12 protein-coding genes are annotated in these 15,605 nt (G+C 40.1%); 11 read left to right on the top strand and 1 reads right to left on the bottom strand.

Going from position 1 to position 15,605, the window contains the following annotated elements; all coding sequences use genetic code 11:
- The first annotated feature begins 29 nt into the window (after nucleotides 1-29).
- The 7 genes from AC1TO8_RS20495 (at nucleotide 30) to gshAB (ending at nucleotide 8,038) form a co-directional block, all read left to right on the top strand.
- Nucleotides 30-971, top strand: coding sequence for a ring-cleaving dioxygenase (locus AC1TO8_RS20495; protein WP_482057482.1), 942 nt, complete (start codon nucleotides 30-32; stop codon nucleotides 969-971).
- A gap of 26 nt (nucleotides 972-997) precedes the next feature.
- The gene (locus tag AC1TO8_RS20490; protein WP_482057481.1) at nucleotides 998-2,053 is read left to right on the top strand and encodes an LLM class flavin-dependent oxidoreductase; all 1,056 of its coding nucleotides are present in this window, start codon (nucleotides 998-1,000) and stop codon (nucleotides 2,051-2,053) included.
- A gap of 66 nt (nucleotides 2,054-2,119) precedes the next feature.
- Nucleotides 2,120-2,686, top strand: coding sequence for an NADPH-dependent FMN reductase (locus tag AC1TO8_RS20485; RefSeq protein ID WP_482057480.1), 567 nt, complete (start codon nucleotides 2,120-2,122; stop codon nucleotides 2,684-2,686).
- A 93-nt stretch (nucleotides 2,687-2,779) separates the two neighbouring features.
- Entirely contained in the window at nucleotides 2,780-3,004 is a 225-nt protein-coding gene (locus AC1TO8_RS20480) for a type II toxin-antitoxin system Phd/YefM family antitoxin (RefSeq protein WP_482057479.1), read from the top strand.
- A 35-nt stretch (nucleotides 3,005-3,039) separates the two neighbouring features.
- The gene (rsmH, locus tag AC1TO8_RS20475) at nucleotides 3,040-4,089 is read left to right on the top strand and encodes a 16S rRNA (cytosine(1402)-N(4))-methyltransferase RsmH (RefSeq protein ID WP_482057478.1); all 1,050 of its coding nucleotides are present in this window, start codon (nucleotides 3,040-3,042) and stop codon (nucleotides 4,087-4,089) included.
- A gap of 293 nt (nucleotides 4,090-4,382) precedes the next feature.
- The gene (locus AC1TO8_RS20470; RefSeq protein WP_482057477.1) at nucleotides 4,383-5,711 is read left to right on the top strand and encodes an MATE family efflux transporter; all 1,329 of its coding nucleotides are present in this window, start codon (nucleotides 4,383-4,385) and stop codon (nucleotides 5,709-5,711) included.
- Nucleotides 5,711-8,038 carry a bifunctional glutamate--cysteine ligase GshA/glutathione synthetase GshB gene (gshAB, locus tag AC1TO8_RS20465; protein WP_482057476.1) on the top strand — a complete coding sequence of 776 codons (2,328 nt, stop codon included), beginning with the start codon at nucleotides 5,711-5,713 and terminating at the stop codon, nucleotides 8,036-8,038. Before AC1TO8_RS20470 ends, gshAB begins: the two co-directional genes overlap by 1 nt.
- Nucleotides 8,039-8,208: 170 nt before the next feature.
- On the opposite strand, the gene AC1TO8_RS20460 is transcribed toward gshAB, so the two are convergent.
- Complete coding sequence (locus tag AC1TO8_RS20460; protein ID WP_482057475.1) at nucleotides 8,209-9,012, bottom strand: alpha/beta fold hydrolase; 804 nt, start codon at nucleotides 9,010-9,012, stop codon at nucleotides 8,209-8,211.
- A 365-nt stretch (nucleotides 9,013-9,377) separates the two neighbouring features.
- Here AC1TO8_RS20460 and AC1TO8_RS20455 point away from each other — a divergent pair, with 365 nt between their 5' ends.
- From AC1TO8_RS20455 to AC1TO8_RS20440, 4 genes are all read left to right on the top strand, one after another.
- The gene (locus AC1TO8_RS20455; RefSeq protein ID WP_482057474.1) at nucleotides 9,378-10,115 is read left to right on the top strand and encodes a hypothetical protein; all 738 of its coding nucleotides are present in this window, start codon (nucleotides 9,378-9,380) and stop codon (nucleotides 10,113-10,115) included.
- A 12-nt stretch (nucleotides 10,116-10,127) separates the two neighbouring features.
- Nucleotides 10,128-11,816, top strand: a complete 1,689-nt coding sequence (locus AC1TO8_RS20450; RefSeq protein ID WP_482057473.1) for a vWA domain-containing protein — start codon at nucleotides 10,128-10,130, stop codon at nucleotides 11,814-11,816.
- Between the two features lie 24 nt (nucleotides 11,817-11,840).
- Complete coding sequence (locus AC1TO8_RS20445; protein ID WP_482057472.1) at nucleotides 11,841-12,980, top strand: toxic anion resistance protein; 1,140 nt, start codon at nucleotides 11,841-11,843, stop codon at nucleotides 12,978-12,980.
- 149 nt (nucleotides 12,981-13,129) lie between these two features.
- Nucleotides 13,130-15,199: a serine hydrolase domain-containing protein gene (locus tag AC1TO8_RS20440; protein ID WP_482057471.1), complete on the top strand. Its 2,070-nt coding sequence runs from the start codon at nucleotides 13,130-13,132 to the stop codon at nucleotides 15,197-15,199.
- Nucleotides 15,200-15,605: the final 406 nt, after the last annotated feature.

Here is a 15,605-nt window from a genome sequence, read left to right as displayed (position 1 = left end):
AATCAAGTTAAAATAGAGGAGGAACTACTATGTATACTATTTCTGGACATCATCATATTTCGATGATTACAAAAAACGCTAAAATGAACAATGAATTTTATAGAAATATATTAGGGCTACGGAGAGTGAAAAAGACTGTTAATCAGGATGACCCTAGTATGTATCATTTATTTTATGGGGATTTAACGGGTAGTGCGGGAACGGAGCTTTCGTTTTTCGAAATGCCCATGGTAGGAAGAACGGTTCGTGGCACCAATGCCATTACACAAATCGGCTTACTTGTTCCATCATTTGAAAGTCTAGTATTTTGGAAAAATCGTTTTGAAGTATTGGATGTAAAGCATGGTGAAATTACAAGTTATGCCGGCCGAGATGCTTTACATTTTGAAGATGCCGAAGGATTACGAATGATTCTATTAAATAATAACGACGAAAAGGTTCCTGAAAATTGGTCCATGTGGGAAGATTCCATTATCGAGGAACAGCATCGTATTCTGGGAATGGGTACAGTCGAAATAACGGTGCGTCACTTGGATCGTCTAGCCAAAACATTAACGGGCATATTCGGTTATGTAGAGGCATCCCGCTCCGATCATGAAGGGATTTATCAGTCTGTTGCTGGACAGTCATTAGGTGAGATTGTCGTCAAACAGGAGGAAGGACCTAGTGAGAAGCCCGGCAGAGGAAGCATTCATCATGTAGCCATCCGTGTTAAGAACGAAGAGGAGTTACGCTATTGGGATCAGGTCGTTAAAGAACGTGGCTTTCACTCATCAGGAATTGTGGATCGTTTCTACTTCCAAAGCTTATATTTCCGTGAATCCAACGGTATTTTATTTGAAATTGCAACAGATGGTCCTGGATTCATCGCAGATTCAACGATCGAAGCGCTTGGTAAGGAATTAGATTTGCCACCATTTCTAGAAGGGCAACGTGCAGCAATAGAAGCAAAGCTCGTACCACTTGACTAAAATTTGACTTCAAAGGAGTAATTCACATGGAAAAATATCGTATTGATACAAATAAAGGACTTGAATTTGGTTTATATTCGATAGGTGATCATTTGGCGAACCCACATACAGGCTCGATGATTAGCCCTGAACAACGTATTCGCGAATTAATTGAGGCAAGTAAGCTTGCTGATCAAGCTGGACTTGATGTATTTGCTGTAGGAGAAAGTCATCAAGCACATTTTACAACACAAGCACATACAGTCATTTTGGGGGCAATTGCACAGGCTACCAACAACATTAAAATTGCTAGCTCGGCAACGGTGTTAAGTACATCCGATCCTGTCCGTGTATATGAAGATTTCGCAACATTAGATTTGATCTCACAAGGGCGAGCTGAAATTGTCGCTGGGAGAGGATCACGTGTAGGGGCATATAGCTTACTTGGTTATGACGTGCATGATTATGAGGAATTATTTGAAGAGAAAATCGAGCTTCTAATGAAGTTAAATAACGAGGAAAAGGTAACTTGGGAGGGGCAATTCCGTGCACCGTTGAATAATGCTTCTATCTTGCCACAACCTCTCAATGGTCATATGCCCATTTGGCGTGCAGTAGGTGGACCTCCTTCTAGTGCAATTAAGGCTGCATATGCAGGTATACCGATGATGCTAACTACGCTTGGTGGGCCTGCAATCAATTTCAAGCCTTCCGTTGATGCATACCGTGAAACAGCAGCCGAGCGTGGGTTTGATCCAGCAACGCTTCCCATTGCTACAACAAGCTTATTCTATACAGCAGAAAATTCTCAAGATGCACTTCGTGAGTATTATCCACATATTAATTCAGGTATGCAGGCATTACGTGGTGGTGGTTATCCTAAACAACAATTTGCGCAATCGACAGATTATCGCGATGCATTAATGATCGGTAGTCCACAACAAATGATCGAGAAAATGCTCTATCAATATGAATTGTATGGTCAACAACGCTTTATGGCGCAAATTGATTTCGGCGGTGTACCTTTCGATAAGATTGCGAAAAACATTGAACTGATTGCAACGGAAATTATGCCTGCGATTAAGAAACATACAGCCAAGTAGAAACGGCTTCGGCGTCTTATTTCAAGGACGGCACCCGTTTCAGCGGAAATATAAGGGGTGATTAGGATGAAAAATGTAGGGATTGCAGGCTCAAAAGTAGGGTCTAAAACAAGAACAGCGATGGATTACACACTCAAAATGACACGTGAAAAATATCCTGATGCCGAAGTTACGTTACTAGACCTAGCAGAGTATGAAATGGTGTTTAGTGATGGACGGAACTATTGGGAATACCAAGGGGACACCAAAGTGGTAACGGAGGCGATCATGGAGGCAGATGCCATTATTATCGGTACACCGACATTCCAAGCCTCTATTCCAGCGACGTTAAAAAATATTTTCGATTTATTACCTGTCAATGCATTCCGAGATAGAGTGGTGAGTATAGTTGTTACAGCTGGAACAGCGAAGCATTATTTAATGGCGGAGCAGCAGTTGAAACCAATTCTATCCTATATGAAAGCGCATATCGTGCCAACATACGTATTTATCGAAGAGAAAGATTTCCTCAGAAAAGAAATAATCAACGACGATGTTCTTTTCCGTATGGAGCGTTTAGTAGAAGACACCGTGCAACTAGTTGATGCGTACTCCAAGATTCGTCAAGCGAAAGATGCGGAATATGATTTTTAATGAAATAAGGGAATGAGTATAGGGCTTACACCTCATTGAACGCTTATCATAATTATGATAAAATTATGATAAATAAATTCAGGGGGAAAGAACATGCCACATATAAGGCCCGTGTCGGATTTAAGGAACAACTTTGCTGATATTTCCAAAGTAGTGCATGAAACAGCCGAACCTGTATTTCTGACAAAGAATGGATATGGTGATATGGTTGTTATGAGCATTGAAGCGTATGAAAAGATGCAGTTGGATGTTTTGATTTGTGATAAATTGAAACAAGCAGCGGTAGAAGCTCAAACAAACAATCCGCAATTTAGATAAAGATAACATAGGAAAAGGTAGGGAGGTACCAATCAATGGATTATCCAGAACAGAAGCACCAACGACGTGCTCGATATAAAGGAACTCATCCAAGAAACTTTAAAGAAAAATACAAGGAGCTTCAACCGGAGAAGTATGTAGATACTGTAGCGAGAGTAATTGAAAAGGGCAATACCCCAGCCGGTATGCATATATCCATATTCGTCAAAGAAATATTAGAGTTTTTGCAAATAAAACCAGGACAAACTGGTTTAGATGCAACCCTAGGATATGGTGGTCACACATTAGAAATGCTAAAATGTTTAGAATCAAAGGGTCATATATATGCCCTTGATGCAGATCCTATTGAATTATCCAAAACTAGAGAACGTTTACAGGATTTAGGGTATGGCTCAAATCTATTGACTACCAGGCAACTGAACTTTGCGAATATCGATCAAGTTGCTGCTGAGGCAGGTCCGTTTGATTTTGTGTTAGCAGATTTAGGCCTATCTTCAATGCAAATAGATAATCCTGACAGAGGATTTACTTATAAAAAAGAGGGGCCATTGGATTTGCGATTGAATCCTGAAAAAGGGATATCTGGTGCTCAGCGCTTAAGAAGTATGACTCTAGAAGAAATAGAAGGTATGCTAATTGAAAATGCAGATGAACCGTATGCTGCACAAATCGCTAGTGCTATTATTGCTGAACGTAGAAAGGGCACTGTTATTTCTACGACTACTCAGCTTCGACAAATTATTGAAGCTGCCCTCAAATTTATTCCTGCAGATAAACGGGTAGAAGCGATTAAGAAATCATGTCAAAGATCCTTTCAAGCATTGCGTATTGATGTGAATAGTGAATTTGAAGTGTTATATGAATTCTTAGACAAACTTCCTAACGTCCTTACAAAAGGTGGGCGTGTTGCCATACTGTCTTTCCATTCCGGAGAAGATAGACTTGTCAAAAAATCTTTTAAAAATTTGTTGCGTGAAGGAGTTTACAGTGAGATTTCAACCGAGGTAATCCGGCCATCAACAGAAGAATGTAATCTGAATAGTCGTGCTCGTTCAGCAAAATTGAGATGGGCTATAAAAGCTTAATTCAATGACCATCAAGCAATGTAATGTTAATTGGATATGAATATAAGCTCATTAGAGAAAACTCTAGTGGCTTTTTTTTGTCTGTAGATTGACGATAGTCACCCTAGAAGTGGACGCGATATGCGGGGGTAAATTAGCCAACTATCAAAATAAATAGATTGTGTCAAACATATAATCACTTGCTTATATAAGGGAGTGGTATATAATTATTTTAGAAATGTAAGGTATTTTATTAGATCAAGAGGGTGTTACTAGATATGAAGGGCACAAATGATTTGACCCAAGGCCCAATTATGCCTACATTAATGAAATTAACGATTCCAATTATTGCAACCAATTTCATTTCAACTACATATGGGCTTGTCGATATGCTTTGGGTTGGAAGGCTAGGAAGTGGTCCTGTAGCAGCAATTGGCACGGCCAGCTTCTTCATTAATTTAGCTATTGCTTTATCCACTATGATAACGATCGGTACTGGGATCAAAGTTGCACATTGTATGGGATCTGGTCAGAAAGATAAGGCTAGAACGTATATTAAGAACGGATTTATGATGTCTATCTTATTGGGGCTTCTCTATATGGGTTTTGTCATGTTTACCAAGAATCAACTCATTGCGTTCTTTGATCTTGGAAGTGAAGAAGTTGAGCTGATGGCGAAACAATTTTTGATGATTTCAATTATTGGAACGATATTTTCTATAACAAATACGTTTTTTGTTACCATTTTGAACGCCATGGGTAATAGTAAGCAGCCGTTTCAAATCTTCTCGATCGGTCTTATTGTTAATATCGTCCTCGATCCACTCTTAATCTTTGGTGTGGGCAAATTTGAAGGTTGGGGAGTTGCAGGGGCGGCGATTGCAACATTAGCCGCCAATATATTAGTGACAAGTATATTTATTATGAAGACAAGAAATTCAGAATTGATCTCTAGATCGTCCCGATGGGATAGTCGTCAAATGAAAGAAGTGATCACCATGGGGCTTCCGATTACGATCCAGCGTGTCACATTTACGATCATATCGATCATCATTGCCAAGATTATTATACGTTTTGGAGCTGATGCTATTGCAGTCCAAAAAGTTGGGATTCAAATTGAATCCATTTCATACATGACAATCGGAGGACTCCAAGGAGCGATTGCTGCCTTCTTTGGGCAAAATTATGGAGCACGCCGATTAGATCGCATTAAACAGGGCTATCATCATGCTCTGTTGCTAACTTCCATTTTTGGCATTATCATATCACTTGTATTCATCTTATTCCCACAGCAACTCTTTTCACTGTTTCTGTCTGATGTGGCCATTGTAGAGTTAGGTACTGATTATATGCGTATCCTCGGTTTTTCACAAATGTTCATGTGTCTGGAACTAATGACCGTTGGTGCTTTTAATGGAATGGGGAAGACACATATCCCACCGATATTCAGCATTACATTTACCGCGCTCAGGATACCACTGGCCTTGATATTATCCGAACCATTTGGTCTAAACGGTGTGTGGATGGCGATTGCTCTGAGTAGTGTCTTCAAGGGAGTCATTCTGGTCTTCTGGTTTAGGGGATCTTTGCGCAGAATGATGGGTCCGCAAGTGGAACATTTAAATAAAGGGTGGTCGTTATAATGGCTTTGTTAAATCGTGAACTCATACAGCTTCTGGTCGATAAAAAGTTAAATGTAGATCTTCTACAAGGTCAATTTGGTCTGGAAAAAGAAAATATTAGGGTCGATCAAGAGGGGAAACTTGCGGTGACACCGCATCCAGAAGCTTTTGGAAGTAAAATGGAAAATCCATATATTCAAACGGATTTCTCAGAGAGTCAAATCGAAATGATTACTCCAACTTTCAACTCGATTGATGAAACGTATCGTTTCATGGAAGCACTGCAAGATATAGTTTCGCTAGAATTGAATGGGGAATATTTATGGCCGAGTAGCAATCCGCCTGTTTTACCCAATGATAAAGATATTCCAATTGCGAAAATGAACGATCCGTTAGAAGACAACTATAGGAATCAATTAGCAGATAAGTATGGTCGCAAAAGACAATTACTGAGCGGTATCCATTATAACTTTTCTTTCAATGATAGATTTCTACGAAGGCTACATGAATTAATAGCTCACCATGAAGACTTCAAAGATTTCAAAGATGCCACTTATTTTAAAATAACACGTAATCTATTGAGGTATCGATGGCTGCTCATCTATTTAACAGGTGCAAGTCCTGTCTTTGATAAGACATATATTGAGAAATGCGTTGCCCGAGGGCAATCCGATGACGAGAAAAGCTATTATTTCCCGAACATGAATTCACTTCGTAATAGCGAATGCGGTTATCGCAATGAACAACCTTTATATGTGTCCTATCATTCGATGAATGACTACGTTCGTGATCTGAATGAGTTGATTCGATCCGAGGAATTATTAAGTGTAAAAGAATTCTACAGCCCCGTTAGAGTGAAAACAGCAAAAGGTGTAGATCCATTACAGGAACTAATGCAAGATGGAATCGCTTATTTGGAGCTTCGTTTCCTGGATTTGAATCCACTTCATAAAATTGGAATCAGTAAAGAAACGATGCAATTTATTCATTTGTTTATTGTTTACATGCTGTTGAAGAAGGATGAAACCTTCGGTGTAGAGGATCAAAAGAGGGCAGACATGAATCATGATCAACTTATCATGGAAGGTATAAAGGGATACTTACACGATCATGAAGAGGGTTGTGTGACGATGGAGGAGATGGCCTTAACTTGTATCCATGAGATGCAAGAAATGGTCCAGCTCTTGATGCCTGATGATAAGGAGTTCTCACACATATTGAATGGTGAGAAGCAAAAGATTATTCATCCAGATAAAAGTTTTGCATCTATTGTAAAGTCAGAAATTCAACAATCATCTTATCTGACGTATCACTTGGATAAAGCGAAACAATTTACTGAGGAGAGTCTTCATAATGGATACCGATTCGTAGGATATGAGGACCTTGAGCTATCCACACAGTTACTTCTGAAGGCAGCAGTTAAACGCGGCATTAAATTTCAATTGATTGATCGAGATGATAACTTCGTGTTACTTACACAAGGCGATCACCAAGAATATGTTAAGCAAGCTACGAAAACATCATTAGATTCCTATAGCACTGTATTAATTATGGAAAATAAAGTAGTTACGAAAAGAGTTCTCAAGCAACACGGAATTCAAGTTCCAACTGGCGAAGCATTTCGGAATCTTGAAGAAGCTATGGTCGTATATGAAATATATCGTGACAACGCCATTGTGATTAAACCCAAATCAACAAACTTTGGTTTGGGCATTACGATCTTTCATGGTGATTTCACGAAAGAAGATTATCAACAAGCATTCAAAATGGCATTTGAACATGATCAGACGGTCCTGCTCGAAGAGTTCATTACTGGTAAAGAATATCGTTTCCTTGTTATGGGGGATGAGGTTGTCGGGATATTGCATCGCGTTCCGGCCAATGTAGTTGGAGATGGGGTTCACACGATTGAGCAGCTAGTTCATGAGAAGAACAAAGATCCGCTCAGAGGTAAGGGATATAAGACACCCCTTGAAAGAATTCAGATCGGTGATGCAGAAGAGATGTTCTTGAGAAATCAATCGAAAAGCTGGGGTGATATACCCCAACTAGATGAGATCGTCTATCTGCGGGAAAATTCGAATATTAGTACAGGTGGAGACAGTATTGACTTTACGGATGACATTCCAGATAGCTATAAAACATTGGCCATTCAATCTGCTAAAGCTGCAGGGGCAACGATTTGTGGTGTTGACATGATGATTGATGATATTAGTCTAGAGGCAACGCATACCAATTACAGCATTATTGAAATCAATTTTAATCCAGCCATTCATATTCACTGCTACCCTTATAAAGGGGAAAACCGTAAAGCTGATGAGAAAATTCTAGATTTATTGTTTGGATAAGCCATTCTGCATAGAGAAGTAAGAGGTGTTCGAAAAGATAAACCTAGAATGCCTTCAGTTGCAGGAACAGAAGACCCTATCATTCACCGAAGACTAACAGATTCCTAATTTAACTATCTTGTTAAATTAGGAATCTGTTAGTGCAACAGGAAACTGAAATTCATGAAAAGTTATGCAAGTCGAAAATTTTCAGACTCAAGTCTGTTTAACCAGTTATGAACTAATGCGTTAAATACATCGGTTTGTTCGATTTGTAGGTTGTGACCAGCCATATCAAGCACTGCAAAAGTTGCCCTTGGGTAATCTTCAATTAGTCGCCACGCATCGTGGTATCCAACTACATTGTCCTGACGCCCTGTGATAATTAGCGTGGGATACTCAAGTTTAGATGAAATATCGAAGGTAAAGCCATATCCATTTTGACGAATAAGGTTTAAGAATTCATAATTTGTTTGTTTAGAAGGAAGTAAAATTTCATTTCGAAACCTCTCCCATTCAGTTGGACCTTGCACTACTCCCATGGAGCAAAATTCATCAGCATCCTCTGAAGACAAATGTGATATCAAATTGCTGTCTCTTTTTAGAACGGTCTGTTGTGGTACTACTCTTTCATCGAATTCAGGTATAGTCAATGGTGCCATCAGTAGTAATCCACGAACTGTGTCCTGCCGTGAACGGACTATACCTCTGGCAATGTACCCGCCATATGAATTACCACAAATAATAAACGGTTGATCAGGGATAAGTTTGTCCAAAAGACGTAATATCGCTTCTAAAATATCATCAGAGTTCTGAATAGATGGTTGTGACTCGGAATGCCCCATACCTGGTAAGTCTATGTATATTCTCTTCCAACCGCTTCGTTTCTCGAATAACGGTTCCATTGCATGGAACATCACTTGATGGTCGAGTGTCCAACCATGCAACATAACGATGGGATACCCTTCTCCAATTACTTTATGGTAAATCGACATGTATTTGTTTCCCCTTTCCCTGTAAACCAGATGTTTCGACATGGACATTTAATCCTCCATACATATATCACAATTTTAAAAAACTTCCTTGTTCAACTAAACTGACCGTTAGTTCAATAAGGCTTACTACACAATCTGGTCCGTTTGTAGAAAATTGATCTTATTGAAAATAAATAATGTTTGTATAACAAGTGTAACATTTTCGATTCCAAAAGTATGAATTAGTGGTAAGTGTTATGTCGATGATGGTACATTTCATTTGCTTTACGAATTCTCAAAGGTGATGTTTTAATAGATTATTGTCACGAATTCGTAACTTGTGGTACAATTTTCCTGTCACTGTGTCAGTAGAGGAGGTACAACAATTGACTAATACAAAATACATAAAACTTATAGGAATTATTGTGGCTGTGGTGATTTTGAACATCCTAGTGCTCTCGCCCGGATTTTTGGGGCTAGAGATCGGAGGAAGTGCTTTCGCAACAGCCTTTGGAGTAACATTGCTGTTCGTAAGTGCGCTAGTGGTGCTTTACTGGAGTTATATCTTATTGTTTAAGCAGCCCGTTGCTTTACCTGTCAAACAGATTAAAACGTATGAAGATTACGTGGAGGCTTTGACACACTACCGTCATGTAAAAACATTAGCGCATGATATTGCGCTTGCCTTAGAACAGTTGGAACGAATGACGAAGAAGAAGGATACCTTATTAAATGTTCTACATCAGAGGTTCGAACCAACGGAGTTAAGTTACAAGAAGTTTGCTTCCGTAACTCAGGAGGTAGAAAAGCTATTTTACCTTAATGTCAGAAGTATCCTGAATAGGCTCAATGTATTTGACGAGTCGGAATTCGAGAGGGTCATGAATCAGAAATCTACTGCCTTTTCTCAGGAACTTCTTCAAGAAAAGACAATCGTATATAAGGAGTATCTGTCTTTCATGAAAAGCTCTCTAGGTACGAACGAGGAAATCTTGCTGAAACTAGATAAGTTACTGTTAGAAATATCCCGCTTAGATAGTTTTGAGCCAGGGGATATTGAAAATATGCCTTGCATGCAAGAAATAGACATGTTAATTAAGCAAACCAAATATTATAAACAGTGAGAGGTGTAAAGAATGACAAAGAAAAGTAAATTCTTTCTATTATCGGGTATTCTAGTGATATTAGTATTCGGCATTGTATATGTAGGGGTAAATCTGACCTCTAATTTGGGAAAAACAAAAACAGAAGTATCTTCCGAGGATGCAGGTAAGCGATTAAGTAAGCTTTACTCCAATATCTCAGTAACTACGGAGGCGCCAGTAAAGGGGCAGATTGATCTTAATCCTGCTGATGTTGCGGAGTCGTTACCGGATATTTCGAAGTTCCCCATAACCGTAGACAACACGAGTGACTTTTTTGTAGAAATCTTCTCTTCTCCTGAGAAATCAGGTACGGGTGTCGATGGATGGTTGACTGAGGTAGCGACAGAATTCAACAAAGCTAATGTCATCATACATGGGAAATCTGCTTCAGTTAAAGTACGGAATATCGCTTCCGGTACAGCTACGGATTACATCAAATCTGGTAAATATGTACCCGACGCTTTCACACCTTCTAACGAATTCTGGGGTGAAATGGTCAAGGCGAGTGGTGTTAAGACTGAACTTGTCTCTGAGCGCCTCGTCGGAAACGTTCCTGGCATTGTCATTGTCAAGGCGAAATACGATGCCCTAATAGATACGTATGGATCAGTGAATGTCAAAACAGTTACCGAGGCTATATCTAATAATGAATTCTCTATGGGATACACTGACCCGTTCGCCAGTTCTACAGGATTGAACTTTCTTATTACCGCACTTAATACATTCGATAGTTCTAATATTTTAGGAGATAAAGCTGTGCAGGGTTTTGAAAAATTCCAAGTCAATGTGCCTTTCATTGCATCTACAACGATACAAATGCGTGATGCGGCGAAGTCCGGTATGCTGGATGGATTTGTTCTGGAGTATCAGACCTATCTGAATGCTGCTGACCTAAAAGATAGTTATGTGTTCACTCCCTTTGGCGTAAGACATGACAGTCCGTTATACGCATTAGGTGATGTACCTGAAGATAAATTAAACATCATTCAGAAGTTCGCTGAGTTTGTTGAACAAGATAAGTACCAGAATTCAGCAAAGAAAAATGGCTTCAATAATCTTGAGGACTACAAGTCGGAACTTGCAGTAGTCGATGGTAGTCTACTATCCTCCGCGCAAAAGTTATGGAAAGAAAAGAAGGATGGAAGTAAACCGATTGCGGCTGTGTTCGTGACCGATGTGTCTGGTAGTATGGCAGGAGAACCTCTAAATCGCTTGAAAGAGTCCCTATTGAAGGGTCAGAAATATCTAGGAAAAGATAATAGTATCGGTCTTGTATCCTATTCAAGTGGTGTAACCATTAATCTCCCTATTGGGAAGTACGACACGAACCAACAGTCTATGTTTGTGGGTACGGTGAACAGTCTTCAAGCTAGTGGAGGTACGGCTACTTTTGACGGTATCATTGTAGCTTTGAAATTGCTTCAAGATGAATTAGCACTTAATCCCAATGTAAAGCCGATCATCTTTCTCTTAAGTGATGGCGAGACAACTGAGGGTCATTCGCTCAAGGACATTAGTGGGTTAATTGAGACCTATAAGATTCCAATTTACACGATCGGATTTAATGCCAATATAGAGGCCTTACAAAGTATTTCGAAAATTAATGAAGCAGCGAGCATTAATGCAGATACAGATGATGTTGTCTACAAGATTGGAAATTTATTCAACGTTCAAATGTAACGGTCAACTATAGGGAGGGTTATGATGTCTTTTACAATGGAAATACCAAGTCAGGAAGAGATTCAAGTTGCTATCGAAGAGCAGGTTAAACCCGTTCCCGAGGAAGTGGCAAAGCTTAAAGAAGTAGCCGAGGCTAACGTCGCAACGATCATGGCACTAGATTTCGAGTCGCTTGAGAAGAGGAAAGAAATACTGCAATCCATTGATTCTTTCGGTATCAATACAATGAAAAGTTCCTCTGATAAAAATTCTCTACTGCAAGTATCCGTTGGAAACCTCTCGAAAACGGGAGATGAGGGTGGTCAAGTAGCTAAAGGTCTATCTGAACTGCATACTCAACTAAAGGACTTGGACCCGAGCGTAATAGACTTTGCTAAGACTGGGTTCCTCGGTAAACTGTTCAATCCGCTGCGTGGATACTTTCTCAAGTATCAAAAAGCCGATGTTGTCATTGCGGATATAGTGATCTCTTTAGATAAGGGGAAATCGACCCTCAAGAACGACAATACGACACTAGAGATTGAACAACAGATGCTCCGAGAATTGACCAAAAAGCTTCAAAAGGAAATTCAGCTTGGCATGTTGATGGACGAATCCATCGAGTCGCAAATCGAAGCTGCCAAACTTCGTAATGAAGATCCTGACAAAATTCGTTTCATCACGGAAGAAGTGCTGTTCCCGCTACGTCAGCGGGTGATGGACTTGCAGCAAATGTTAGTTGTTAACCAACAGGGAATTATGGCGATCGAAGTCGTGATCAGGAACAACAAAGAACTGATTCGTGGGGTAGATAGAGCTAAAAATGTTACGATTTCGGCGTTGAAGATTTCCGTAACTGTAGCAAGTGCTCTCTACAATCAGAAGATTGTCTTGAAAAAGATTGAGCTCTTAAACCAAACGACGAATGATCTGATTGCTGGCACATCCAGAATGTTGAAGAATCAAGGTGTTGAGATCCAGAAGCAATCGCTTGAAGCTAGTATCTCGGTAGACACCATGAAGGAAGCATTTACTGATGTGTTGTCTGCTCTAGATTCGATCAGCACCTACAAGCAGGAAGCTCTGCCTAAAATGCGTGATACGATCAATCAGTTCCGCGAATTGGCTGATAGCGGTGAGAAGCAGATTCTACGTCTGGAGAAAGGCCATAAGTTAGGTCTGTAAGATTTGAGTAAATATATAAGCTTATCAATAAGTCCGCGCAACTCGCGGGCTTATTTAAATAGTATCAGATATATTTTATCTGGAAATTTGAACCCTTTTATCTATTGAACCGTAATATATCATAGATTGAAAACTAAGGAGGTTTTTTAATGAAAAAAAGGTTGATATGGATTCTGAGTGCTGCTATTGCACTAACACCACTTATTCCGACTGCAGCACTAGCGTCTAACGAGAATGTTGCAACTTCTAATCAGACACAGGCGACGATCGCTTCTGAGAAAGCGGCACTGCTTACCGAACAATACGGTACGACTAGCGTACAGTATGCACTAATCGACAACGGCAAGATTACAGTGACAGGACAGAAGGGATTAAACGATATAGAAGGGAAAATCCCTTTGACCACAGAAACCATGTATGGTATCGGATCAACGAGCAAAATGTTTGCGACAGTTGCCGTCATGAAATTGGTAGATGAGGGAAAAATCAATCTGGATACCCCCTTGGTGCAGTACATAACTGATTTCAAGATGATAGATGAACGTTATAAGCAAATTACGCCACGTATGCTGCTGAACCATTCTTCTGGACTTCAAGGTTCGAGCCTAGGTAGTACAGTTCTGTTCAACGATAATGACACATATGCGCATGACAACCTGCTTGAGCAATTGTCTACACAGAGTTTGAAAGCTGATCCAGGAGCATTCTCTGTTTATTGCAACGACGGATTTTCGCTAGCTGAGATTCTTGTAGAAAAAGTCAGTGGTATGAAATTTACTGCATTCATTCATCAATATTTTATCGAACCATTAGAATTGAAGCATACAAAGACACCGCAAGACGTATTAGATTCAAGCAAACTTCCTGGTCTTTATTATCCAACGATTCAAAAGCAGCTTCCAAATGAAACATTAAACGCGATTGGAGCGGGCGGAATCTATTCTACAGCAGAGGATTTGGTAAAATTCTCACAAATATTTATGGGACGTGAAAAGGAAATTCTCTCGGATAGCGCGGTATTAGCAATGGAGCAAGAGGAATACAACAAGGGAATGTGGCCCAAAGAAGCGGATAATTTAATTGACTACGGGCTTGGTTGGGATAGTGTAAGATTATATCCGTTCAGCGATTATAAAATAAAGGGTCTCAGCAAGGGGGGAGACACAATTTTGTATCATGCTTCTCTCGTAGTGCTTCCAGAGCAGAACATGGCTGCTGCAGTTCTATCATCAGGCGGAAGTAGTTCGACGAACCAGCTTTTGGCACACGAACTTCTTCTTCAGGCGTTGAAAGAGAAGGGTGCAATCACAGACATTAAACCGGAGAAATCATTCGGCACACCTGTTAAGGCTGACATGCCAAGCGACATCACAAAGTACTCGGGCTATTATGGTGCTACCGGTCAACAAGTTAAAGTTGCTATAAAGGATGGAGAGCTATCCTTATCAGTGCCGAGTGTCCCCGAGTATCCAGAGCAGAAATATGTATATACATCGGAAGGGTCTTTTGTTAACGAAGTTGGGAGTTCGAAGATCAATATTGTAACCGAAAAAAATGGACGCACCTACCTGTGGAATAGAGAATATGCAACCGTTCCGGGGTTGGGACAATTGGCAATATCTCAGTACGTAGCCGAGAAGCTGGAAACTCAGGCCCTATCTAAAGAGACGGAAGATGTATGGGCAAAGAGAGAAGGCAAATCATATTACCCTGTGAGTGAGAAGTATAGTTCTCTTGTTTACATGCTTAATTCAACCCTCAAGATTTCCCGTACCGCAGAATTAAAGGATTATTTAGGGGATAAGAAAATTACTGGACCGAATACTGCAGTGAGCCAACATCAAGTTCCTGGCACGGGAAGCCGGGATACGGCTGAATTCCGTTTTTATACGAAAGATGGTATCGAATATTTTGAGTCGGCTGGAAGTTTGTATGTCAGTGAGGATAAAGTAATACCTATCTATAAAGGGAAACACTCTACGGTTACTGTGCAAACGGATGGTAACGCCAGATGGTATAGCATATCCCAAGAAGTTGCTGGTAAGAAGATGATAGTATCGATGCCTGAACAAGGAGCTTATGCGGTATACGACGGAAATGGAACATGCGTGAACTACACCGTAATCAGCGGTATTAATGAAGTGGTGCTCCCTGAGAACGGAACGATTGTATTTGCTGCCAAGGCTGGTTCTTCATTCGGAATTACGTTGGAGAAGTAGTGTCATTCTAACAATGGCTAGTTTAAAGAAAGAACACGGTTATTTTGAGCTTGCTCAATATTACTGGTGTTCTTTTTTTATAGATACTTCCAACGCTTGTCATTGGCATTGTCAGCGGTGCATTCTTCGCGAATAAATTGCATAAAAGATGCCCTAAATAAAACTGATATTTACAAAAAAAAACAGACCATATGCTCGAAGCAGCGCAGTTGACGGAATTGTCCTGAAGAAGCGATAGCGTTCGCCTTTGCCCTCTGATTTCAACCGCTAAGCGGTATATAATCAAGAAATCAGAGGGCAACAGCGATCGTAAGGACAATCCGTCATCGCAGCGGTATCCTACACCAATGTGTGGACTTTTTCAGTGGCTTCGAATAATCCGAGCAGCTTTTTCTCTGATTAGATA

Source organism: Paenibacillus sp. Y859 (assembly GCF_056786405.1).
This window is presented reverse-complemented; position numbering and strand designations above follow the sequence as displayed.

What these genes read in the sequence shown, in the direction of transcription:
- AC1TO8_RS20495 (WP_482057482.1), top strand. Translation starts at nt 30, where the DNA reads ATGTATACTATTTCTGGACATCATCATATTTCGATGATTACAAAAAAC.
- AC1TO8_RS20490 (WP_482057481.1), top strand. Translation starts at nt 998, where the DNA reads ATGGAAAAATATCGTATTGATACAAATAAAGGACTTGAATTTGGTTTA.
- AC1TO8_RS20485 (WP_482057480.1), top strand. Translation starts at nt 2,120, where the DNA reads ATGAAAAATGTAGGGATTGCAGGCTCAAAAGTAGGGTCTAAAACAAGA.
- AC1TO8_RS20480 (WP_482057479.1), top strand. Translation starts at nt 2,780, where the DNA reads ATGCCACATATAAGGCCCGTGTCGGATTTAAGGAACAACTTTGCTGAT.
- rsmH (WP_482057478.1), top strand. Translation starts at nt 3,040, where the DNA reads ATGGATTATCCAGAACAGAAGCACCAACGACGTGCTCGATATAAAGGA.
- AC1TO8_RS20470 (WP_482057477.1), top strand. Translation starts at nt 4,383, where the DNA reads ATGCCTACATTAATGAAATTAACGATTCCAATTATTGCAACCAATTTC.
- gshAB (WP_482057476.1), top strand. Translation starts at nt 5,711, where the DNA reads ATGGCTTTGTTAAATCGTGAACTCATACAGCTTCTGGTCGATAAAAAG.
- AC1TO8_RS20460 (WP_482057475.1), bottom strand. Translation starts at nt 9,012, where the DNA reads ATGTCGATTTACCATAAAGTAATTGGAGAAGGGTATCCCATCGTTATG.
- AC1TO8_RS20450 (WP_482057473.1), top strand. Translation starts at nt 10,128, where the DNA reads ATGACAAAGAAAAGTAAATTCTTTCTATTATCGGGTATTCTAGTGATA.
- AC1TO8_RS20445 (WP_482057472.1), top strand. Translation starts at nt 11,841, where the DNA reads ATGTCTTTTACAATGGAAATACCAAGTCAGGAAGAGATTCAAGTTGCT.
- AC1TO8_RS20440 (WP_482057471.1), top strand. Translation starts at nt 13,130, where the DNA reads ATGAAAAAAAGGTTGATATGGATTCTGAGTGCTGCTATTGCACTAACA.